Source organism: Ramlibacter cellulosilyticus, from assembly GCF_014297465.1.
In the GTDB taxonomy this organism is placed as follows: Bacteria; Pseudomonadota; Gammaproteobacteria; order Burkholderiales; family Burkholderiaceae_C; genus Ramlibacter; species Ramlibacter cellulosilyticus.
Map to the genome: position 1 here is coordinate 191,813 of NZ_JACORT010000002.1, position 22,675 is coordinate 214,487.

Below are 22,675 nucleotides of genomic sequence, written 5' to 3' on the forward strand. Positions count from 1 at the left end.
GCATGTCCGACAGTCAGTTCTTCCAACGCCCCATCCTCAACTCGCCCTACGGCTATCCCTCGGCACACTGGGAACTGGACGCCAGCGGGCAGCCGACGCAAAAGATCGTCCGGACGCGTCGTCGCGCGGACTTCGTCACTCCGATTCCGAAGCCCAGGAAGCAGAAAGGCGCCACCCAGCAGGCGCTGGTCTTTGACGAGCACTCGTCGGCGCAGCAGCAGTACGCGCACGCCGGCATCATCAACGGGGTGCGCGCGGAGGTGGACAAGTGGCGCGCTTTGCCGGACCCGAACACGTGGGGAGTCACTCCGGAGACGGCGCGCCTCCTGCAGCACTGGCGCCACCATGCGTTCAGCGATGTTCGGCCGTTCTTCTGCCAAGTGGAGGCGGTGGAGACCGCCATTTGGCTCACCGAGGTGGCGCCCCAGCTTGGGAAACGAGCCGAGCAGTTCCTCGAACATCTGGGCAATGCCAGCAACGAGGCCAATCCCGGTCTGGCCCGCTTGGCACTCAAGCTCGCCACCGGCGCAGGCAAGACCACGGTGATGGCGATGCTCATTGCTTGGCAGACAGTGAATGCCGTTCGCCGGCCGACCAGCCGCAAGTTCACGCGGGGTTTCCTGATCGTCACACCCGGACTCACCATCCGCGATCGTCTGCGCGTGCTGCTGCCGAATGACCCCGACAGCTACTACCGCAGCAGGGAGCTGATTCCTGCCGACATGCTGGAAGACTTGGGCCGGGCCAGGATCGTCATCACCAACTATCACGCTTTCAAGCTTCGCGAGCGCATGGAGCTCTCCAAGGGTGGGCGGCAGCTGCTGCAGGGCCGCACGGGCGAGGCGCCGCAGACGCTGGAATCCGCCGGCCAGATGCTGCAGCGCGTCTGTCCAGAGCTGATGGGGCTGCAGCACGTGATGGCCATCAACGACGAGGCCCATCATTGTTATCGCGAGAAGCCGGCCGCGCCGGATGAAGACCTGACCGCCGAAGAAAAGCAGGAGGCGATGCAAAACAACGAGGCCGCCCGCCTGTGGATCAGCGGACTGGAGGCGGTCGCGCGCAAGATTGGCATGTCCCGGGTCATGGACCTTTCGGCCACGCCCTTCTTCCTGCGCGGCTCGGGCTACGTCGAAGGCACCCTGTTCCCCTGGACCATGTCGGACTTCTCGCTGATGGACGCCATCGAATGCGGCATCGTCAAGCTGCCGCGCGTTCCCGTCGCGGACAATATTCCCGGCACCGAGATGCCCATGTACCGCAACTTGTGGGAGCACATCCGCAAGGACATGCCGAAGAAGGGCCGCGGCAAGTCTGCCGGGCTGGACCCGCTGAAGCTGCCGACGCCGCTGATCACCGCACTGGAAGCGCTCTACGGGCACTACAAGCAGACGTTCGACCTGTGGCAAAAGGCGGGCATCGCCGTGCCACCGTGCTTCATCATCGTCTGCAACAACACCGCTACGTCGAAGCTGGTGTACGACTATGTCTCCGGCTTCGAACGCTTGGCCGAAGACGGAACGAGCAAGCTGGAGTTCGGCCGACTGGACCTGTTCCGCAACCATGACGAGAACGGTCGGTGGCTCGTGCGCCCGCGCACGCTGCTGATTGACAGCGAGCAGCTGGAGTCCGGCGAGGCGCTGGACGACAACTTCCGGGCCGTTGCCGGCCCGGAGATCGAACGCTTCAAGCGCGAGATGGTGGAGCGCAGCGGCAATCCCCAGGCGGCCGAGAGCATCAGCGATCAGGAACTGCTGCGCGAGGTGATGAACACGGTGGGCAAGTCAGGCCGGCTGGGTGAGTCGATCCGCTGCGTGGTCTCGGTGAGCATGCTCACGGAGGGCTGGGACACCAACACGGTAACCCACGTGCTGGGTGTGCGCGCCTTCGGCACCCAGCTGCTCTGCGAACAGGTGATCGGCCGGGCCCTGCGCCGCGCGAGCTATGAGTTGAACAACGATGGCCTCTTCAATGTGGAATACGCGGATGTGCTGGGCATTCCGTTCGACTTCAACGCCGAACCTGTGATTGCCCCACCGCAGCCGCCGCGTGAGACTGTGCGCGTGCACGCGGTACGGCCGGGGCGCGACGCGCTGGAGATCCGCTTTCCGCGGGTCCAGGGCTACCGCGTCGAGCTGCCGGAGGAGCGTTTGACCGCCACCTTCGATGAGGATTCCACCCTCGTGCTCACGCCCGACCTTGTGGGCGCCACCCAGACGCTGCAAAGCGCCATCATCGGCGAGCAGGTGAACCTGACCCTGGCGCACAAGGCGGACGTCCGCACCACGCAGATCGTGTACGAGCTGACCTCCTACCTCGTGATGAACAAGTGGCGCGAACCCGGCGAGGCGCCCAGGCTGCATCTCTTCGGTCAGCTCAAACGTGTTGTGCGGCAATGGCTGGAAGAGGGACATCTGGTTTGCAAAGGCGGGACCTGCCCGGCTCAGCTGATGTACAAGGCCTTGGCCGATCTTGCCTGCGAGCGCATCACCGCCGGCATCGTACGCGCCGAGATGGCCAATGCGCGGCCGGTGCAAGCCGTGCTGGATCCCTATAACCCGGTGGGCAGCACGCGTCACCTCTCGTTCACAACCACGCGAACCGAGCGGTACCAGACAGCGGCCGACCGCTGCCATGTCAACTGGGTGGTGCTTGATAGTGACTGGGAGGCCGAGTTTTGTCGGGTGGCCGAGACCCACCCGCGCGTGCGCGCCTATGTGAAGAACCACAACCTCGGGCTGGAAGTCCCCTACCGCTACCAGGTCCAGACGCGCACCTACCGGCCGGACTTCATCGTGCGGCTGGACGACGGCCGCGGTGATGACGACCTGCTGAACCTAGTCGTGGAGATCAAGGGATATCGGGGCGAGGATGCCAAGGAGAAGAAGAACACCATGCAGACCTACTGGGTACCGGGGGTGAACCGCCTGGATCAATTCGGGCGCTGGGCGTTTGCCGAGTTCACGGACGTCTATGCCATGCAGCAGGACTTTGCCGACGTGGTGGAGAGGGCCTTCCGCGAGATGATCGATCGCGTGCTGCAACCGGCGGAGATCGCGTGATGGCGACGCGCAAGAGCAACGGCGGCGCGGCCGCCAAGACCGTCGAGACCATCCGGCACGACGAGGCCAGACGCAAGAACATTCCGACCGCGGAGTACCAGTCGGTCCTCGAGAAGCAGAAGCTCGCCCCGGTGGAGGTGAAGTACCCGCGCAGCGGCGGGCAGGCGCTAGAGGAGGAGAAGCAGGCGCGGAACTCGGATCTCGACCCGCAGCTGGTGTGGCGCGGCAAGGACCGGCAGGACTGGAGCGACCTCGTGGTCCACGCGGCGCCGTTGTACATCCAAGAGAAGGTGCACGCCAAGGCACTGGTTGACGACCTGCTTCGTGAGACCCGCGAGCGTCAACATGTGGAAGGCGAGCGGACGCCGGACCTGTTCTCCGACTTCAACGGTGTGCCGCACGACGCCGACAAGACCGAGTTCTACGCCCACGACCAGAACTGGTCCAACCGTATGATCCTGGGCGACAGCCTGCAGGTGATGGCCTCGCTTGCCGAGCGCGAGGGCCTGCGCGGGAAGGTGCAGTGCATCTACTTCGATCCGCCGTACGGGATCAAGTTCAACTCGAACTTTCAGTGGAGCACGACGAGCCGGGATGTGAAAGATGGCAATGCCGGACACATCACGCGAGAGCCGGAGCAGGTGAAGGCGTTTCGGGATACGTGGCGCGATGGCATTCACTCCTATCTGACCTACCTCCGCGATCGACTCGCCGTGGCACGTGATCTGCTCACGGAAAGCGGGTCGATCTTTCTGCAGATCGGAGATGAGAACGTCCACCGGGTACGTGCGGTGCTGGATGAAGTCTTTGGCGATGCGAATCATGTGGCGACCATTTCGTTTCAAAAGACTGGGTCGAGCGATGAGGCGCTGCTGCCGCAGACGGTCGACTACCTACTGTTCTACGCGCGAGACAAGACTCGCGTAAAGTTCCGGCCGCTGTATGTCGAGCGCCAGACAGGCAGCCCCGGGCTTGATCGTTACGACTTGGCTATGGACCAGGGAGGATTGGTTCGCCGCTTTGCCGCGCGCGATGAGAGTGACCCAGCGATCGAGCGGGGCCGGTACACAGCCGTAGTAAGTGCAAGGCCGGCAGGTGAGGGGGACCTAAAGTCTTTCGCCTTTCAGGGGCGGACGTTCAGACCGGGAACTGGAACGTTCAAGACGAATGAGTCGGGCCTCAAAAGACTTGAGCGAGCCGCTCGGCTGTTCGCTCCCGCCGGCACTTTGCAGTATTTGCGAAAGATCTCGGATTTTCGTGTCCTGCCGATTGCGGATAGGTGGGAATCAATTCAGATTGGGACGGGGTTGCTGTACGTCGTACAGACAAGTGCCAAGGCAATCGAACGTTGCCTTTTGATGGCGACAGACCCTGGTGATCTAGTGCTCGATCCCACGTGCGGTTCTGGCACGACGGCCTACGTCGCGGAGCAGTGGGCGCGCCGTTGGATCACCGTCGACACCTCGCGCGTAGCCCTAGCGCTGGCCCGAACTCGCATCATGGGCGCGCGTTACCCCTACTACATCCCCGCCGATACGCGCGAAGGTCAAATCAAGGAGGCGGAGATCACGGGGAGCGCTCCGTCCGTGGCACCCGTTCACGGCAGGATCCGCCAAGGCTTTGTCTACGAGCGAGTGCCGCGCATCAAGCTGAGTTCCATCACCAACAACGCTGAAGTGGACGTGATCTGGGACGAGTGGCAGAAGGCGCTGGAGCCGCTGCGCGAACAGCTCAACTCTGCGCTGAAAAGGGCGTGGGCGGAATGGGAGATCCCGCGCGAAGCCGATGCCAAGTGGCCCGACACTGTCAGGAAGCTTCACGCCCAATGGTGGCAGGCCCGAATCGCACGCCAGAAGGCGATCGACGCCAGCATCGCCGCGAATGCGGAGTACCAGTACCTCTACGACAAGCCGTATGAGGACAAGAAGCGCGTACGCGTCGCCGGTCCCTTCACCGTCGAGAGCCTGTCGCCCCACCGCGTGCTGGGCGTGGACGAGAACGACGAGCTGATCGATCCGCTGGAGGCGAACGAGCCTGATGCGGGCTTCACGCCCAAGCCGACGTTCGCGCAGATTATCCTGGAAAACCTCAAGACCGCCGGTGTTCAGCAAGCGCACAAGGAGGGCCGGATCAACTTCACGTCGCTGACGCCGTGGCCGGGCGAACTGGTGTGCGCCGAGGGTCGCTACGTCGAGGGTGACGCGGAGACCGGCAAGCCACGCCGCGCGGCGATCCTCATAGGTCCGGAGTTCGGCACCGTCACCCGCGTGGACTTGGTCGCCGCGGCGCGGGAGTCGGCGGACGCTGGATTCGATGTGCTGATCGCCTGTGCCTTCAACTACGAGGCGCACACGACCGAGTTCAACAAGCTGGGCGCCCTGCCGGTGTTGAAGGCGCGCATGAATGCCGACCTGCACATGGCTGAGGACCTGAAGAACACGGGGAAGGGCAACCTGTTCGTGATCTTCGGCGAGCCGGACATCGATCTCCTGGCGGAACCCGATGGACGCCTGCGGGTGAAGGTGAAGGGCGTGGACGTGTTCCGGCCGAACGAGGGCAAGGTGGAATCGAGCGGGCCCGACGAGATCGCCTGCTGGTTCGTGGACACCGACTACAACGAGGAGAGCTTCTTTGTGCGCCAGGCCTACTTCCTGGGTGCAAGCGATCCCTACAAATCGCTAAAAACGACGCTGAAGGCCGAGATCGACGAGGAAGCTTGGGCCACACTGTACGGCGACACGTCTCGGCCGTTTCCGAAGCCGAAGTCCGGCCGGATCGCGGTGAAGGTGATTAACCACCTGGGCGACGAAGTGATGAAGGTGTTCAGGGTCGCCTGACAGTGCAGATCGCGAAGGCTAGGAGGACGAAGTGAGCGACGAAACGGAGTTCAAGCTCGCCCAGGATGCAGAGGCATATCTGGCGGCAAACCTGACGCGACTGCAGCCTGCAACAACGAAGCTGGCAGCGTTCCAGAACGACCGGGGCCGGCAGCTCGCGCTGGCGCTCGAACGCAGGGAAGCCATCTATCTTTGGGCCGAGGCATGCCCCCCGGACATGGAAGGCATAGAGATCAATAATGTCAAGCGCCCCAAGCTTCCCTACGCGCCCGATCAGGCGAGAAGTTCGGCGGTCAACTCCCAGTGCAGCCGGCTGGCAGAAGGCAATAAGGCTTGGTACCTCCGGTGCACGACGATGGCCGCGCTGGAGCGCTTCATCCGCTGGTACGCAGCCGCATGAGCGCAGAATTCCAGGCTGGCCAGCGCGTGCGCCTGAAGTCGAACCCGGCGCGCGCGGGCGTGCTTTCGGGCCAGCAGACTGGCAATCCGGCCTCGCCGCGATGGCAGGTGATCTTCCCGGACCGGACGGAATTCGTCCCGGGACTGGCTCTGGAATTGATCCCGGAGAAAGGGACCAACCCTTACGACGACATGCGCCAGTTGCGCTTCGGGCGCGCACGCGATCTGCGTTCCGCGCTGACGCACGCCCGGCTCGGAGGCAAGCTGGCGGACCTGATCTATAGCTTGTACACCACCAATACCGACTTCTACGCCTATCAGTTCAAGCCGGTGCTGTCGTTCCTGGACTCGCCGTCGCGCGGAATCCTCATCGCCGACGAGGTCGGCCTCGGCAAGACCATCGAGGCCGGTCTGATCTGGACCGAACTGCGCAGCCGGGAAGACGCCCGCAGGCTCCTCGTGGTCTGCCCTGCCATGCTCCAGGACAAATGGAGGGAGGAGCTGGCCGACCGCTTCGGCGTGGAGGCGCGCAAGTGCAACGCCGGGGAAGTAGTCGAGGTCCTGGAGCAGGCGGCCGGCAATGCGCGCGCATCCTTCGCGATCGTCACCAGCATGCAGGGTCTGCGTGGCCTGACCGACCTGCCTGACGACGACGAAGAGGAACGGTCCCTTGCCGCACGCCTGCGACGGCTGGCGGACGACAACGCTGGCGGCGACGCACCGCTCGACCTCGTAGTCATCGATGAGGCCCACTACATGCGCAATCCGGAGACGCAGACGGCCCGTCTCGGACAGCTCCTGCGCAGAATGGCTGAAAACCTGGTGCTGCTGTCGGCCACGCCAGTGCATCTGCGCAATGCCGACTTGTTCCACCTGCTCAATCTCGTGGACAGTGATTCGTTTCCGCACGAGTGGTCGTTCGATCACGCGTTGCAGGAGAACGCACCGTTGGTGGAGTTGCGCGACCAATTGCTGCGCGGCCGACCCGACGCGGAGGCCATTTATGCAGCGCTCGATGCCCTCCGCGGCTCCGAGCTGTCTGCCCGCAGCGAGGCCCTGCAGTTCATTCTGGCATCACCTCCTGACGGGGCGGCGCTGGCCTCAGTGCCTCATAGGCTTGCCTTGGCGGAGCAGATCGACCGAGTCAATCCGATTACGAAGGTAGTCACGAGAACCCGCAAGCGCGACGTACACGAGCGCCGCGTCGTCCGCCAGCCGATCGCGCTGAGTGCGGAGATGTCACCAGTGGAGGCCGGGTTTTACGATCAGGTGACGGCAGCAGTGCGCCGGTACTGCCGCGACTTGAACATGGCAGAGGGCTTCCTGTTGACCCTGCCGCAGCGGCAGATGTGCAGTTCCATGGCGGCGGCGTGCCGCTCGTGGGTCCGGCGCAGCGGCGACCTGGACGCGGAGATTGACCAAATCCTCTGGGACGCGTTTGGAGAGGATGCCTCGCTCGATCGGCGCGAGGGGACGCGTCCCAACGCAGACAGCCTCATTTCGCAGCTCTCGCGGATTGCGCGGGACGTGGGCGACTTTGCAGCGCTTCGGCAGCACGACTCCAAGTTCAACAAGCTGCGGGATCAGCTGCTCGAGTACTGGCGGCAGACTGGCGGCGCGAAGGTGGTTCTCTTCGCTTACTTCCGAGACACCTTGACTTATCTGGCGGAGCGGTTTGCGGAGATCGGTGTCGACTCCGTCGTCCTGATGGGGGGCATGGACAAGCAGGCTGCTCTGGAGCGGTTCAAGTCGACCGGTGGTCCCCGGCTCCTGCTGGCTTCGGAGGTCGCCAGCGAGGGTGTGGACCTGCAGTTCTCGGCGCTGTTGGTCAACTACGATCTGCCATGGAACCCGATGCGCATCGAGCAGCGGATCGGTCGCATCGACCGCATAGGCCAGAAGGCGCCACGCATCAACATCCTGAACCTGTTCCTCGCACGGACGCTGGACGAGCGCGTCTACCTTCGGCTTTTCGAGCGCCTGCGGATCTTTGAGCGTGCTCTCGGCAGCATCGAGGGGATCCTGGGAGAGATGATTCGGGAGATGAGCTTCGACCTGCTGCGCCATGAACTCACCGAGGCGCAGGAGGCCGAACGGATAGAGCAGACACGCGTCGCGGCGGAACAGTGCTCGCGCATCGAGGACAACCTGGAGCAGGAGGCTGGAAGACTGGTGGCGCACGGTGATTACCTGCAGCACAGGATCTCGGCGGCACGGGAACTGAACCGTTATGTCGCCTCGGAAGACCTGCAGGCCTACGTGAGCGACTTCATCGACGCGTTCTGTCAAGGTGCACAGCTGGTTCGCACCGCCGATGGCGATCCGCCGGTGTGGGAGATCGACTTGGGCCCCACCGTCAGGGCCGAGTTCGGGGAATTTCTGAAGCGAGAGCGGCTGCAGGAGCGAAGCCACCTTGCGAGTCCCGCTAGTGGTCGACAGCGGTGCATCTTCGAGAACGTGCTCAGGCGCAGTCGGAGCGACGCCGAATCGATCTCGCAGTACCACCCGCTGATCGCATTCGTACGGGAGCGCCTGAATGCGGAGGAGCGTCATCGGCATCCAGTGCTCGCAGCGCTGCGCGCTTCTCGTGGGGAGATGAGCGGCCTCGAAAGCGGGGTGCACGTCTTTGCCGTGTGTCGCTGGAGCATCACCGGTGAGCAAGACTCCGAGCGGCTCGCTTTCGAGGTCCTCAAGCTGGATGATGCGCGGAGTCTCGCTCCGGATGATGCGGAGCGCTTGGTAACGGGCGCGGTTCTGACCGGCAAGCCGTGGGCGGAGGCCCCAGGGAAACTCCCTGGGGACGCTGTGGGCGACGGCTTCGAAGCGGTCATGGACCGGCTGGAAGCCAGGTACGTCGAATACACCGCGAGGGCTGGACGGGAAAACCGGGATCGCGTGGCTTTCCAGATGGATCAGATCGACCGCCAGGAGAGGCGCGAGATCGAGCGCTTGGAAGGGCTTATTGCGCTCCTGCGTGGCCAGGGCAAGCTGCGGACCATCAAGGCCAACGTGGGGCGCATCGTAAAGGTACGCGAGCGAGCGGTGGAGCGACGCGCGCGACTTCAACTTCGCAGAGAACTCAGGCACGACTCAGCGCTCGTCTGCGCCGGGGTGGTCATGCTCGAATAAAGAAGACGGAGGGCACTGGAATGGGGAGTCAAATGCGCGATGCGCTCAAGGCACTCGGTCTGGGATTGCAGAAGACCAAGGGCGTGCGTGCCAACTCCCGCGTGTGGTCCGCCAAGCCTGCCGAAACTTCATCCATCCCTCCTCAAAGGCGCGATGCGCCTTTGCCGACGACAGCGGCGAGCGATCAGCGCATCCCCTTCATTCCGGTGCGAGCAGCGTCGCCGGCCCGGCAGCAGTCAAAAGGTACCCAGCGTGTGGGCGCACCCACCAGGGGTGTTGAGCGGCAGACAATTGTCTCCCCCGCGAAGATTGTGCCGACCAGACCTTCCGGGTCGGACCTGTCCACCGCTCAGCCCAAGCCCACGACCAGGATCGTCCGCGTGGGCGAGTTTCATCCGCATGCGCTGTTCGTCGATGACCGGGCTGATAGTCGAGGACTTCCGCTTCTCATGAATGAGGGCATCGGCCGCCAGCTGACCGCTGAACCTGACAACGAAACGGATCTCGTGCTCGGCGTCGACTTTGGTACCTCCTCGACCAAGGTGCTGATTCGGGACGCGTTTGCCGCGGCGGGCGTCTTTCCGGTTCAATTCGATTCGCGGCGCATCGGAATCGAGAGCTATCTCCTTCCTTCGCGCGTATTTCGGACGGGCGAGGCCTACTCCCTGCATGACGGCACCCACCAGATCACTGATCTGAAGCTGAGGCTGCTCGCCTGCAAGGCAAAGAGCCCGGTCACGGAGTTCAACGACTGCTGCGCCTTCTTGGCTCTCGTGATCCGGCGCGCGCGGGGGTGGCTATTCACGAAATATGGCGATCTGTACGCGCGGCACGCGTTGAACTGGCGCATGAACCTCGGATTGCCGGCGCGGTCGTATCGCGATGAGGCGATGGTGAGAATTTTCAGGCGGCTTGCCTGGGCAGCCGCGAATCTTGCCGCCGACGCGCAAGCGGAGACGATCACGAAAGAAGCGGCTGACCGCTATCGCATTCGCTCACTGTCCATCGAGACCGACCCAAACCAGGAGACTTGTGAATTCGCTTGGTCCGCTGTCGATGCTGTTCCGGAGGTGAGTGCACAGCTCCAGGGCTTCATGTCGTCCGCGCGCTGGGACTGGCAATCGCGCTCGGTGATGATGCTCGTCGACGTAGGCGCGGGGACAGTGGACTCTGCGCTGTTTCATGTGCGCGTACCCGAAGCCGGCGATGGCGTCCTTACCTTCTACGCAAGCCGCGTTGAGCCGAACGGAGTGATGAATCTGCATCGGGACCGGGTGGGTTGGCTTCAGCAGCTCCTGCCCAGGGAGACGGAGCACGATGCAGCAAGAGATTACCTTGCTGCAATTGCGAAGCCGACCGATCGGCTGCGACCCATCCCGGGAAGTGTCTTGGACTATCTACCTGGGTACGAAGTGGAAAGTGACGGTCCGGACGTGGACGCGCATTTCAGCATGGGACGTTACCGTGCACAGGTCGCTGGGTGCATCCGCGATGCCAAGGTAGGCAAGGGAGTGCCGCCCTCGCAACTCCAGCGCATTCCACTGCTTCTATGCGGGGGCGGATCGAGGATGCGCTTTTATGGAGGCATAGGAGATGCAATCAACAGCACTCCAGGTTGGCTCGTCAGCGTGGAGACGATGCGCCTTCCAGTCCCGCCGGACTTAGTTGACTTGGGATGGCATCCCGACGATTTCGACAGGTTGTCGGTCGCGTATGGACTGAGCTTGGCGGGACATGGGGAGACCTCGCTTGGAACGATCGTGAGGGATACCGAAGTTCCCGATATCCCTTCCCAGCTTTCAGCAGCTCGAGACCGCAACTACGTCTCCAAGGACCAGATGTGAAACTGGTCGTAGGCTCCACTAGCCCGGGCATCTGGGTGTAGAAAATGATGAGGAGCAGCGTGCCGACTTAGGCGCCGGCCAGCTGTAACTGATCTACTGCTTCTGCGCTGCTATCGAAGCCGCAGCCTTGTCAACAAGCCGCTGAATGACTGACTTAATATCTCGGTCATCTGCCGCCGATCGCAGGAGCTTCCAAACTCGAAAACGTGTGCACAGGTCGCATCGCTTCGCCGTACTTCGGATCGCGTTCTCAAGATCCTCCAAGCTCACAGTAGTGAAGAACTCACCGGCGTCCGCCCAGCCTGAGTCGCTGCTCCCAGGGGGCTGCGACGCTGTTTGACCGGCCGCAATCTGTTCTACGTGCTGCGGCATCAGGAGGAGTTGATCGCGCCCGCGCAACCGGAACGCCAGCACGGGATCTTCCTTCGCGAGATCGACCAAGGACCGCGCCAACCCTTCGGCCATCCCCGCCACACTTCTTTCGATCTGAGATCGGCCAAACTGGTTGAATGCCGGCATGACTTGGGCCAACATGGAAGTGAACTCACTTTCGTTCAACTCGATGCCGCGCGAGCGAAGGGACGCCTTGAGTGAAGGCCCTAGTTCGAACTTAAGCCACCTGGAGGCGGCATAAACCCGCCTTAGTACGTGATGCAGCTCCAGCAAATAGAACAGCGCGGTCCTAGTTGCGCGCCGACGCTCATGCCGCGTCTTCCACCAATAGCTGATTGCCGCAATCAGAGCGCCCCCGGCTCCGCCCAGGGCACTCAAATCCTTCAGATCGATATCGGTTCCGAACACGCGCTCTCCACGGCTACTAGGTCCCAACCGTGTATAGAACGGGCAAACAAGGTTCCTCACAGGCCAGGAGTAAAGAAAAATGGGGCACACGCCAGCCGCGTTGTGCCCCTTCTTGTGCCCAAGGCAGCGCCTAGAACTTAGACGTCGATATTCGCTGCCCTCAGCGCATTCGTCTCAATAAAGTCGCGCCTGGGCTCCACCTCATCCCCCATCAACATCGTGAACACCCGATCCGCCTCGATCGCATCATCGATCTGCACGCGCAGCAGACGACGCACGTTCGGGTCCATCGTGGTCTCCCACAGCTGCTCGGGGTTCATCTCTCCCAGCCCCTTGTAGCGCTGGCGGGACGTGGTGCGCTCGGCTTCCGAGATCAGCCACTTCATCGCGGAGCGGAAGTCGGACACGCGCTCCTCCTTCGCCTTCTCCCCCTCCCCGCGCTTCACCAGGGCACCTTCGCCCAGCAGCCCGCGGAAGGTATCCGCCGCCTCGGCCAGCGCCTTGTAATCCGCCCCATGCACGAAGTCCTGCGTCAGCACGGAGGACTTCACGTTGCCGTGGTGCCGGCGCGAGATGCGCAGGATCGGCTTGTCCGTCCGCGCATCGAACTCGCCCGCCACTTCCGCCGGCGCCGCATTCGTCAGCCGGTCGATCTCCTGCAGCTTTGCCTGCAGCGCCACCGCGCTCTGCTCCGCGTCCGCCACGGTGTCCAGGTTCAGGCGCACGCCGTCGGCGATGGCGCGCAGAGCCTCGGCATCCATGAAGCCGGAGAGGCGGTTGATCACGCTCTCGGCCACCTGGTGCTTGCGCGCCAGCTCCTGCAGCGTGTCGCCTTCGATCACGCGGTTGTCGGCGCCGCCGGTTTCCACGCGCGCGCCGTTCAGGGCGATGCGCAGCAGGAAGCCATCGAGCTCATGCCCGTCCTTCAGGTACAGCTCCTCCTTGCCGCTCTTCACCTTGTACAGCGGGGGCTGCGCGATGTAGATGTGGCCGCGCTCCACGAGCTCGGGCATCTGGCGGTAGAAGAAGGTGAGGAGCAGCGTGCGGATGTGGGCGCCGTCCACGTCCGCGTCGGTCATGATGATGATGCGGTGGTAGCGCAGCTTGGCCACGTCGAAGTCGTCGGCGCCGCTCTTGCCGCTTTCCACCGCGGCCTTGCCGATGCCGGTGCCGAGAGCCGTGATCAGGGTCACGATCTCGTTCGACGTCAGCAGCTTCTCGTAGCGCGCCTTCTCCACGTTCAGGATCTTGCCGCGCAGGGGCAGGATGGCCTGGAACTTCCGGTCGCGGCCTTGCTTGGCGGAGCCACCGGCGGAGTCGCCCTCCACGATGTAGATCTCGCACAGGGCCGGGTCTTTCTCCTGGCAGTCCGCCAGCTTGCCGGGCAGGCCCATGCCATCCAGCACGCCCTTGCGGCGCGTCATCTCGCGCGCCTTGCGGGCGGCTTCGCGCGCGCGGGCGGCCTCGATGATCTTGCCGACGATGATCTTGGCGTCGTTGGGGCGCTCTTCCAGGTACTCGGCCAGCTTGGCGGCCACCACGTCCTGCACCGGGCCACGCACTTCGCTGGAGACCAGCTTGTCCTTGGTCTGGCTGGAGAACTTGGGCTCGGGCACTTTCACGCTCAGCACGCAGGTGAGGCCCTCGCGCATGTCGTCGCCGGAGATCTCCACCTTGGCCTTCTTGGCCAGCTCGTTGACCTCGATGTACTTGTTGATGACGTTCGTCATCGCCGCGCGCAGGCCCGTGAGGTGGGTGCCGCCGTCCCGCTGGGGGATGTTGTTGGTGAAGCAGAGGACCTGCTCGTTGTAGCCGCTGTTCCACTGCATCGCGACCTCGACGCCGATCATGGTGCCCTGGTCGCTCTGCTTCTCGCCGATCGCCGTGAAGGCGTTCGGGTGCAGCACCTGCTTGCCCTTGTTCACGAACTCGACGAAGCCCTTCACGCCGCCGGCGCCGGCGAAGTCGTCTTCCTTGCCGGTGCGCTCGTCGTGCAGGCGGATGCGCACGCCGTTGTTCAGGAAGGAGAGTTCACGCAGGCGCTTGGCCAGGATCTCGTAGTGGAAGTCGTTGTTTTCCTTGAAGATCGTGGTGTCCGGCAGGAAGTGCACCTCGGTGCCGCGCTTGTCGGTGTCGCCCAGGATGTTCATCGGGCGGATCACCGCCTTCTCGCCGGTGGGGCCCGTCTCCTCGTGCACCTCGCCGCTCTTGACGACGAAGCCCTTGCTGAACTCCAGCTCGTGCACCTTGCCTTCGCGGCGGACCACCACGCGCAGCATGGACGACAGCGCGTTCACGCAGCTCACGCCCACGCCGTGCAGGCCGCCGGAGACCTTGTAGCTGTTCTGGTTGAACTTGCCGCCGGCGTGCAGCTCGGTCAGGGCGATCTCGGTGGCGCTGCGCTTGGGCTCGTGCTTGTCGTCCCACTTGATGCCGGTGGGGATGCCGCGGCCGTTGTCGGTGACGCTGATCGAGTTGTCGGTGTGGATGGTGACGACGATGTCGTCGCAGTGGCCGGCCAGGGCCTCGTCGATGGAGTTGTCGACGACCTCGAAGACCAGGTGGTGCAGGCCGGTGCCGTCGCTGGTGTCCCCGATGTACATGCCGGGGCGCTTGCGCACGGCTTCCAGGCCTTCGAGGATCTGGATGGAGCTGGCGCCGTAGTCCCCGGCCCCGGCGGGAGGAACGGCGGGCTGGCCGTTCTGGTCTTCGGGCGGGAGGGGGTTCACGTGATCTTGGGCCATAACCTGCTTTGCTTGACTTACCAATCGCTGGGGTCGCTTCGCGAACCCAGCCTACGTCGGCTTCGCGAATCCCAGCCCGCGGGGCATTCCCGCAGTTCGTAGGCTGGGTTCGGCGCAGCCGACCCCAGCTTTCCGCACATCACATCTCTCTCAGATGCGCATCGGCATCACGACATACTTGAAGCTCGCGTTCTCCGGGATCGTGACCAGCGCGGAGCTGTTGGCGTCGGCCAGGTCGATCTTCACCATGTCCTGGTCCATGTTGGCCAGGGCGTCGATCAGGTAGGTGACGTTGAAGCCGATCTCGATCGCATCGCCACCGTAGTCGATGTCGAGCTCGTCCACGGCTTCTTCCTGTTCGGCGTTGTTGCTGGCCACGCGCAGCGTGCCGGGCTCGAGGTTCAGGCGCACGCCCTTGAACTTCTCGCTGGTCAGGATGGCGGTGCGCTGCAGGCTGGCCAGCAGCGGCGCGCGGCCGAGCGTGACGCTGTTCTTGTGGTTCTTGGGGATGACGCGGTTGTAGTCGGGGAACTTGCCCTCGACCAGCTTGGTCACGAACTCCATGCCGCCGAACGCGAACTTGGCCTGGTTGTTGGCGAACTGCATCTCGATGGCGCCTTCGGCATCGGACAGCAGGCGCTGCAGCTCCAGCACCGTCTTGCGCGGCAGGATCACTTCCTGGCGGGGCACTTCGACATCCAGGTTCGCGGAGGCGAACGCGAGGCGGTGGCCGTCGGTGGCCACCAGCGACAGCGCCTTGCCTTCGGCAACGAACAGGATGCCATTGAGGTAGTAGCGGATGTCGTGCACCGCCATCGCGAAGGAGACCTGGTTCAGGAGGTCCTTCAGCGTCTTCTGCGGCACGGAGAACACGGGGCCGAAGCTCGGGGCTTCCTGCACCAGGGGGAAGTCTTCGGCCGGCAGCGTCTGCAGGGTGAAGCGCGACTTGCCGCCCTTCAGGATCAACTTGTTCTGGTTCGATTCGAGGCTGACCGTCTGGTCGCTGGGCATGGTGCGCAGGATGTCGATCAACTTGCGCGCGCCGACGGTGGTGGTGTAGTTGCCCGCGTCGCCGTCCATGTCCGCGGTGGTGCGGATCTGGATCTCGAGGTCGCTGGTGGTGAACTGCACGTTGCCGGCCGTCTTGCGCACCAGCACGTTGGCCAGGATCGGCAAGGTGTGCCGCTTCTCGACGATGCCCGCTACCGACTGGAGGACCGAGAGCAGTTTTTCTTGCGTTGCCTTCAGGACGATCATGTCTTCCTCTTCCTAATGCTGTCGTTGTAGCGGGTGAAACCGTTATTTTCGCTTATTTCACAGGCACTTACCCACCGACGGGGTGGGGGGTGCGGGGGCTGTCCGGTGGGGTTCGCTGCGCTCACCTGCCGGCGCCGGCGCGCCGCCACCCTACAGGTCGGCGCGCCCCCTGTAGGGTGGCGCGCAAGCGGCAGGTGAGCGACAGCGAACCCCACCGTTGCAACCTGGCTCACCCCTTCAGCGTCTGCTCCAGCACGTGCAACTGCTGGTTCAACTCCGTCAGCTGCTGGCGCTCGCCGGAGATCTTGCGCACCGCGTGCAGCACCGTCGTGTGGTCGCGGCCGCCGAAGAGTTCGCCGATCTCGGGCAGGCTTTTCTGGGTGAGTTCCTTGGCCAGGTACATGGCGATCTGGCGCGGGCGGGCGATGGAGGCCGGGCGCTTCTTGCTGTACATGTCGGCGACCTTGATCTTGTAGTAGTCGGCCACCGTCTTCTGGATGTTCTCCACGCTGATCTGCCGGTTCTGGATCGACAGCAGGTCGCGCAGCGCCTCGCGGGCGAGCTGGATGGAGATTTCCTTCTGGTTGAAGCGGCTGTACGCCAGGATCTTGCGCAGCGCGCCTTCGAGCTCGCGCACGTTCGAACGCACGTTCTTCGCCACGAAGAAGGCCACTTCTTCCGGCATCTCCGAGTTCTCGGCCCGCGCCTTGTTGATCAGGATGGCCACCCGCATTTCCAGCTCGGGCGGCTCGATCGCGACTGTCAGGCCGGAGTCGAAGCGGGAGACCAGGCGCTCGTGGATGTCCGTGAGGCCTTTCGGGTACGTGTCCGAGGTCATCACGATGTGGCTCTTCTTGGCCAGCAGCGCCTCGAACGCGTTGAAGAATTCCTCCTGCGTGCGGTCCTTGTTGGCGAAGAACTGGACGTCGTCGATCAGGAGCAGGTCCAGGGAGTGGTAGCGCTCCTTGAACTCGTCGAAAGTCTTCCGTTGGTAAGCCTTGACCACATCCGAGACGAACTGTTCCGCGTGGATGTAGAGAACCTTGGAATTGGGCTTGTCCGCGAGCAGCCTGTTGCCGACCGCGTGCACAAGGTGGGTTTTCCCCAGCCCGACCCCACCATAGATGAAGAGCGGGTTGTAAAGCTGGCCCGGGGTGCCGGCCACGTGCATGGCCGCGGCGCGCGCCATGCGGTTGGCCGTGCCCTCCACCAGGGTGTCGAAAGTCAGTGCCGTGTTGAGCCGGCTCTTGAAGCCGCCGGGGGCGACTTCTTCCTCGATCTCGGCCGGCTCGGCCACCGGCGCATTGGCCGCCACGGCGGGCGTGGCGTAAGTCCTGGCGCCGGTTTCCCGCGGAGTGATGGCTAACTCGAGCGGCACGGGCTGGCCGTACAGCTTCTCGAGGACGGCCGCGATGCGGCCTGCGTATTGGGCGCGGACCCAGTCCAGCTTGAACCGGTTGGCCACGAACAGCGTGACCCTGGAGAAGTCATCCGAAACCTGGGCCGTCAGCGGCTTGATCCAGGTGTTGAACTGCTGCTCGGGGAGGTCCTGTGCCAGCTGGTCGACGCACGCCTGCCAAAGGCTGTCGCCTGCTTCCAGGCTCGGCGATGCTGCCAGCCTGCCTTGTTGCCCCTCGCTCATGTGCCCCGTCGCTCCTGTGGATTAGTTTTGTCGCGCGAAACGGCGCATTCTAGTTGCTGAACACCTTATCCACACAAGCTGCCGAGGCTGTTGTGAGGGTCATCTTCCGGAGGCTTGACAACCGACTTGCTTGTCCGGGTACCCGGTTTTGGGGATAATGCCGGGTTTTCCCGAGAAGCAACATGAAACGCACCTACCAACCCTCCAAAGTGCGCCGCGCCCGCACCCACGGCTTCCTGGTCCGCATGAAGACCCGTGGCGGCCGCGCCGTGATCAACGCCCGCCGCGCCAAGGGCCGCAAGCGCCTGGCCGTCTGAGCCGGCAACGCCTAGCAAGCGCAGCCTGCGCCTGCCTGCCGTGCAGCGGCTGAAGACCCGGGCACAGTTCGAGGCAGCGATGGCAGGCGGCACCGTCTCCCGGACGCCGCATTTCGTGCTGCACCGCGCAGCATTCGAGCCGTCCCACCCCACAGCGCCTGCGCCTGACAAGAGCCAGGCGCTGTTTGCCGTCCGGGACGAACCCTGGATCGGCGCGGTGGTGCCCAAGCGCCATGCGAAGCGGGCCGTCACCCGCAACGGCATCAAGCGGCAGATCTACGCCGTGAGCGCGGCTTACGCCGATCGCCTGCCCGCGGCCGCCCATGTGGTGCGGCTGCGGCTGGACTTCGCGCGCAAGGATTTCCCCAGCGCCTGGAGCGAGCCGCTGAAGGCGTCGGTGCGCGGGGAGCTGCTGCAGCTTTTCGAGAAGGCTGCACGATGAAACGCATCCTCATGGGCTTGGTCAAGGCCTACCGCCTCACCCTCTCCCCCTGGATAGGCTCCGCCTGCCGCTTCACGCCGACCTGCTCCGCGTATTCGCTGGAAGCCCTGGACCGCCACGGCGCGGCCGCGGGCACCTACCTCACGGTCGCGCGCATCGCGCGCTGCCACCCCTGGTGCGCGGGCGGGCATGATCCCGTTCCCGACCATCCCCCGCGGCTCTTCACGCGCTGGGGCGCACTCGCACAACAGAAGAAATCTCCATGACCGACATCCGCCGCACCATCCTCTGGGTGATCTTCGGCTTCTCCCTGGTGATGCTTTGGGACCAATGGCAGGTCTACAACGGCAAGCAGGCCACCTTCTTCCCCTCCGGCAAACCGGCGGCGACGGCCCAGGCCCCCTCGGCCGCCGCCAGCGCGAATGCGAGCGCCGCCAGCGGCATCGCCACCGTGCCGCAGTCGACGACCGCCGCCGCGCCGGGCGCCGTGCCGCCGTCGGCCGCGCCTGCCGCGACCGCGACGCCGCGCGAGATGATCACCGTCAGCAACGACGTCATGAAGGTCACCTTCGACACCGAAGGCGGCACCGTCGTGCGCACGGAGCTCCTGAAGTACGCGGGCGACAAGACCGGCGAGCCCTTCGTGCTGATGAACCACAACGCCGAGCGCGTGTACCTGGCGCAGACGGGCCTGATCGGCGGCGACTTCCCGAACCACAAGACGGTGATGACCTTCAGCGGTGATCGCGCCCTGAAGGACGGCACCAACGAGATGACCGTGCGCTTCGAGTCGCCCGTGCAGGGCGGCGTGAAGCTGGTGAAGACCTACACCATCAAGCGCGGCGACTACGCCATGAACGTGGGCCACGAGGTGGTCAACACCTCCGGCGCCGCGGTGACGCCGCAGCTTTACATGCAGCTGGTCCGCGACGGCAACAAGCTGCCGGGCGAGTCGTCCTTCTATTCGACCTTCACGGGCCCCGCCGTCTACACCCCGGCGCAGAAGTTCCACAAGATCGAGTTCAGCGACATCGAGAAGGGCAAGGCGGAGATCGACAAGAACTCCGAGGGCGGCTACGTCGCGATGGTGCAGCACTACTTCGCGAGCGCCTGGATCCTGCCGGACGGCATCAAGCGCGACAACTTCGTGCGCAAGGTGTCCGACAACCTGTACGCCGTCGGCATGATCACGCCGCTGAACGTGGCGCCGGGCGCCACGACCACGGTGCCGGCCAAGTTCTTCTCCGGCCCCGAGGAAGAAAAGCGCCTGGAGGCGATCGCCCCCGGCCTGGAGCTGGTGAAGGACTACGGCTGGCTCACGATCCTCGCCAAGCCGCTGTACTGGCTGCTCTCCACGCTGCACGGTTTCATCGGCAACTGGGGCTGGTCGATCATGGCGCTGGTGCTGATCATCAAGATTGCCTTCTACTGGCTGCAGGCCAAGGGCTACGAGTCGATGGCCAAGATGAAGGCCATCAACCCCAAGGTGATGCAGCTGCGCGAGCGCTACAAGGACAACCCGCAGCAGATGCAGCAGGAGATGATGCGCGTCTACCGCGAGGAGAAGGTCAACCCGCTGGGCGGCTGCCTGCCGATCATGGTGCAGATCCCGGTGTTCATCGCGCTGTACTGGGTGCTGCTGTCCTCGGTGGAAATGCGCGGCGCGCCCTGGATCCTGTGGATCAAGGACCTGTCGGTGCAGGACCCTTACTACATCCTGCCGGCGATCATGACGCTGACCACGCTGCTGCAGACGGCGCTGAACCCGGTGCCGCCGGACCCGATGCAGGCCAAGATGATGTGGCTGATGCCGCTGGTGTTCTCGGTGATGTTCTTCTTCTTCCCGGCCGGCCTGGTGCTGTACTGGATCACGAACAACATCCTGTCCATCGCGCAGCAGTGGCTGATCAACGTCCGCATGGGCGTGCCGCCGGAGTTCAACCTGCCGAAGTTCGGGCAGGCGGCAGCGAACGACGCGAAGAAATAGGCGTCGTCCCCGCTTCCCCCTCCGTCGTCCCCGCTTCCCCCTCCGTCATCCCCGCGGAGGCGGGGACCCAGTGAAGGGCCGCGCTTGCGGCCCTTTTCTTTTCCCGCTCCCCCCATTCCGCGCGATACTGCCCTCGCACGCCCACGCAGCGCGCAAACCCAGCAGGGAGAAGCCCGTGAACGTCGTCCTCGTGCCCATCGACGGCTCGCCCGCCGCGTACCGCGCCCTTTCGCTGGCGCTGAAGGAACTCGGCGGCGCCGCGGATTCGACGCTCCACCTGCTCAACGTGCAGCCGCCCGCCGACGCGGGCGCGGATGCATCGCCCCACGCCCGGGGCGCGGCGATGCTCGCGCAGGCGCAGGACATGGCCCTGGGCGCGCACCGCCGCGTGGTCCCCCACGTGCGAACCGGGCGAGCGGAGGACGAGATCCTCGCCTGCGCGCAGGAGCTCGGGTGCGACTTCGTCTTCATGGGAACGCGCGGGCTCGGGGCTGCCGCCGCCGCCACGCTCGGATCCGTGGCGCTGGAGGTGGCGCGGCGCTCGCGGATTCCCGTGACGCTGGTGCGTTAGGGCGCAGCGGCGGCGCGTTCCGCGCGGCGGTCCGATAATCCGCCCCCATGCTCTCCCGCCTCGACCAGCCCATCGCCGCCATCGCCACCGCTCCCGGGCGCGGCGCGGTGGGCATCGTGCGGGTCTCGGCGAAGGACGTTTCGTCGATCATCGCCGCGATCTGCCCGCGCGACCTGCCGCCGCGGCAGGCGGTGTACGGGCCCTTCCGCGCCGCGGACGGCAGCGCGATCGACCAGGGGCTGGCGATCCACTTTCCCGCGCCGCATTCGTACACGGGCGAGGACGTGCTGGAGCTGCAGGCGCACGGCGGGCCGGTGGTGCTGCAGCTGCTGCTGGCGCGCTGCCTGGAGGCGGGTGCTTCGATCAACTTGCGTGTCGCGGAGCCAGGGGAATTCACGCAGCGCGCGTTCCTCAACGGCAAGCTCGACCTCGCGCAGGCCGAGGCGATCGCGGACCTGATCGATGCGTCGACGGAAGCCGCGGCGCGTAGCGCGACGCGTTCGCTGGCCGGCGAGTTCTCGCGCGAGATCCATGCGCTGCGCGATGCGCTGATCGACTTGCGCATGCTGGTGGAGGCGACGCTCGACTTTCCCGAGGAGGAGATCGACTTCCTGCAGAAGGCCGATGCGCAGGGCCAGCTGGAACGCCTGCAGTCCCATCTCGCGCGCGTGATGCAGCGCGCACACCAGGGCGCCTTGCTGCGCGAAGGCCTGCACGTGGTGATCGCGGGCCAGCCGAACGCGGGCAAGAGCTCGCTGCTCAATGCGCTGGCGGGCGCCGAGCTCGCCATCGTGACCCCGATCGCGGGCACGACGCGCGACGTCGTGCGGCAGACGATCCAGATCGAAGGCGTGCCGCTGCACGTGGTGGACACCGCGGGCTTGCGCGAAGGCGCGGACCAGGTGGAGCAGATCGGCATCGAGCGCGCGTGGGGGCAGATCGAGAAGGCGGACGCGGTGGTGTTCCTGCACGACCTGACGCGGGCGGACTCCGCCGACTACCAGGCCGCCGACGCGGCGATCGCGGCGAAGCTGCCGGTGGACGTGCCGGTGATCGATGTGTGGAACAAGGCGGATGCGGTCGACGGTGGGGTTCGCTTCGCTCACCTTCCCCGCCTGGCGGCGGGCCACCCTACATCGGACGCCACTGGTAGGGTGGCCCGCGACGCGGGGACGGTGAGCGAAGCGAACCCCACCGACGCACCGTCGATCACGCTCTCCGCCAGGACCGGCGATGGCCTGGACAAGCTGCGCAAGCACCTCCTGGAGATCGCCGGCTGGCAGGCCGCCCCCGAAGGCGTCTTCATCGCCCGCGAGCGTCACCTCCACGCGCTGCGGCGCGTCGACGCGCATCTGATGGAAGCGGCTGCGCACCTTGCGCGCCAGGCGCAGGCGCTGGATCTGCTCGCGGAGGAGCTGCGGCTTGCGCAGAACGCGTTGTCGGAGATCACGGGGGAGTTCAGTGCGGACGACCTGCTGGGGGTGATCTTCAGCAGGTTCTGCATCGGGAAGTGATGGCTGCGGGGGGAAGGGGTTGCTGGGGTGCGCTTCGCGCAACCCAGCCTACGGGCCCTTCGTAGGCTGGGTCGAACGAAACCTTCGTAGGCTGGGTTGAACGAAGTTCACCCCAGCATGCGCCGACCT

The 22,675-nt window shown here is 64.7% G+C and carries 15 protein-coding genes; 11 read left to right on the plus strand and 4 right to left on the minus strand.

The window, feature by feature from the left end; translation table 11 throughout:
* Window positions 1-2: 2 nt before the first annotated feature.
* From H8N03_RS06840 to H8N03_RS06860, 5 genes are read left to right on the plus strand one after another with little or no spacing between them, the layout of a single operon-like run.
* Window positions 3-3,062, plus strand: coding sequence for a BPTD_3080 family restriction endonuclease (locus H8N03_RS06840; protein WP_187075409.1), 3,060 nt, complete (start codon window positions 3-5; stop codon window positions 3,060-3,062).
* A complete protein-coding gene (locus H8N03_RS06845; protein WP_187075410.1) occupies window positions 3,062-5,899 on the plus strand; it encodes a site-specific DNA-methyltransferase in 2,838 nt (945 codons plus the stop codon). The genes H8N03_RS06840 and H8N03_RS06845 overlap by 1 nt, the downstream gene beginning before the upstream one ends.
* Before the next feature lie 31 nt (window positions 5,900-5,930).
* Window positions 5,931-6,299 carry a hypothetical protein gene (locus tag H8N03_RS06850; protein WP_187075411.1) on the plus strand — a complete coding sequence of 123 codons (369 nt, stop codon included), beginning with the start codon at window positions 5,931-5,933 and terminating at the stop codon, window positions 6,297-6,299.
* Complete coding sequence (locus H8N03_RS06855; RefSeq protein WP_187075412.1) at window positions 6,296-9,427, plus strand: SNF2-related protein; 3,132 nt, start codon at window positions 6,296-6,298, stop codon at window positions 9,425-9,427. The genes H8N03_RS06850 and H8N03_RS06855 overlap by 4 nt, the downstream gene beginning before the upstream one ends.
* 32 nt (window positions 9,428-9,459) lie before the next feature.
* Complete coding sequence (locus H8N03_RS06860; protein WP_187075413.1) at window positions 9,460-11,271, plus strand: hypothetical protein; 1,812 nt, start codon at window positions 9,460-9,462, stop codon at window positions 11,269-11,271.
* 93 nt (window positions 11,272-11,364) lie between these two features.
* Here H8N03_RS06860 and H8N03_RS06865 read toward each other — a convergent pair whose 3' ends face one another.
* The 4 genes from H8N03_RS06865 to dnaA form a co-directional block, all read right to left on the minus strand.
* Window positions 11,365-12,072 carry a hypothetical protein gene (locus tag H8N03_RS06865; protein WP_187075414.1) on the minus strand — a complete coding sequence of 236 codons (708 nt, stop codon included), beginning with the start codon at window positions 12,070-12,072 and terminating at the stop codon, window positions 11,365-11,367.
* A gap of 137 nt (window positions 12,073-12,209) precedes the next feature.
* Window positions 12,210-14,816, minus strand: coding sequence for a DNA topoisomerase (ATP-hydrolyzing) subunit B (gene gyrB, locus H8N03_RS06870; protein WP_187075415.1), 2,607 nt, complete (start codon window positions 14,814-14,816; stop codon window positions 12,210-12,212).
* A 150-nt stretch (window positions 14,817-14,966) separates the two neighbouring features.
* Complete coding sequence (gene dnaN / locus H8N03_RS06875; protein ID WP_187075416.1) at window positions 14,967-16,073, minus strand: DNA polymerase III subunit beta; 1,107 nt, start codon at window positions 16,071-16,073, stop codon at window positions 14,967-14,969.
* 229 nt (window positions 16,074-16,302) lie between these two features.
* Complete coding sequence (gene dnaA, locus H8N03_RS06880) at window positions 16,303-17,715, minus strand: chromosomal replication initiator protein DnaA (RefSeq protein WP_187075417.1); 1,413 nt, start codon at window positions 17,713-17,715, stop codon at window positions 16,303-16,305.
* A gap of 182 nt (window positions 17,716-17,897) precedes the next feature.
* On the opposite strand from dnaA, the gene rpmH reads away from it, so the two are divergent.
* From rpmH to mnmE, 6 genes are all read left to right on the plus strand, one after another.
* A complete protein-coding gene (rpmH, locus tag H8N03_RS06885) occupies window positions 17,898-18,032 on the plus strand; it encodes a 50S ribosomal protein L34 (protein WP_027101598.1) in 135 nt (44 codons plus the stop codon).
* Window positions 18,033-18,072: 40 nt separating this feature from the next.
* The gene (locus H8N03_RS06890) at window positions 18,073-18,474 is read left to right on the plus strand and encodes a ribonuclease P protein component (protein ID WP_187075418.1); all 402 of its coding nucleotides are present in this window, start codon (window positions 18,073-18,075) and stop codon (window positions 18,472-18,474) included.
* Window positions 18,471-18,740, plus strand: coding sequence for a membrane protein insertion efficiency factor YidD (gene yidD, locus H8N03_RS06895; protein ID WP_187075419.1), 270 nt, complete (start codon window positions 18,471-18,473; stop codon window positions 18,738-18,740). Before H8N03_RS06890 ends, yidD begins: the two co-directional genes overlap by 4 nt.
* Window positions 18,737-20,461 carry a membrane protein insertase YidC gene (gene yidC, locus H8N03_RS06900; RefSeq protein ID WP_187075420.1) on the plus strand — a complete coding sequence of 575 codons (1,725 nt, stop codon included), beginning with the start codon at window positions 18,737-18,739 and terminating at the stop codon, window positions 20,459-20,461. Before yidD ends, yidC begins: the two co-directional genes overlap by 4 nt.
* Window positions 20,462-20,636: 175 nt before the next feature.
* Window positions 20,637-21,032 carry a universal stress protein gene (locus tag H8N03_RS06905; RefSeq protein WP_187075421.1) on the plus strand — a complete coding sequence of 132 codons (396 nt, stop codon included), beginning with the start codon at window positions 20,637-20,639 and terminating at the stop codon, window positions 21,030-21,032.
* Between the two features lie 47 nt (window positions 21,033-21,079).
* Window positions 21,080-22,546, plus strand: a complete 1,467-nt coding sequence (mnmE, locus tag H8N03_RS06910; RefSeq protein WP_187075422.1) for a tRNA uridine-5-carboxymethylaminomethyl(34) synthesis GTPase MnmE — start codon at window positions 21,080-21,082, stop codon at window positions 22,544-22,546.
* Window positions 22,547-22,675 lie beyond the last annotated feature (129 nt).

What these genes read in the sequence shown, in the direction of transcription:
- H8N03_RS06840 (WP_187075409.1), top strand. Translation starts at nt 3, where the DNA reads ATGTCCGACAGTCAGTTCTTCCAACGCCCCATCCTCAACTCGCCCTAC.
- H8N03_RS06845 (WP_187075410.1), top strand. Translation starts at nt 3,062, where the DNA reads ATGGCGACGCGCAAGAGCAACGGCGGCGCGGCCGCCAAGACCGTCGAG.
- H8N03_RS06855 (WP_187075412.1), top strand. Translation starts at nt 6,296, where the DNA reads ATGAGCGCAGAATTCCAGGCTGGCCAGCGCGTGCGCCTGAAGTCGAAC.
- H8N03_RS06860 (WP_187075413.1), top strand. Translation starts at nt 9,460, where the DNA reads ATGCGCGATGCGCTCAAGGCACTCGGTCTGGGATTGCAGAAGACCAAG.
- gyrB (WP_187075415.1), bottom strand. Translation starts at nt 14,816, where the DNA reads ATGGCCCAAGATCACGTGAACCCCCTCCCGCCCGAAGACCAGAACGGC.
- dnaN (WP_187075416.1), bottom strand. Translation starts at nt 16,073, where the DNA reads ATGATCGTCCTGAAGGCAACGCAAGAAAAACTGCTCTCGGTCCTCCAG.
- dnaA (WP_187075417.1), bottom strand. Translation starts at nt 17,715, where the DNA reads ATGAGCGAGGGGCAACAAGGCAGGCTGGCAGCATCGCCGAGCCTGGAA.
- rpmH (WP_027101598.1), top strand. Translation starts at nt 17,898, where the DNA reads ATGAAACGCACCTACCAACCCTCCAAAGTGCGCCGCGCCCGCACCCAC.
- yidD (WP_187075419.1), top strand. Translation starts at nt 18,471, where the DNA reads ATGAAACGCATCCTCATGGGCTTGGTCAAGGCCTACCGCCTCACCCTC.
- yidC (WP_187075420.1), top strand. Translation starts at nt 18,737, where the DNA reads ATGACCGACATCCGCCGCACCATCCTCTGGGTGATCTTCGGCTTCTCC.
- mnmE (WP_187075422.1), top strand. Translation starts at nt 21,080, where the DNA reads ATGCTCTCCCGCCTCGACCAGCCCATCGCCGCCATCGCCACCGCTCCC.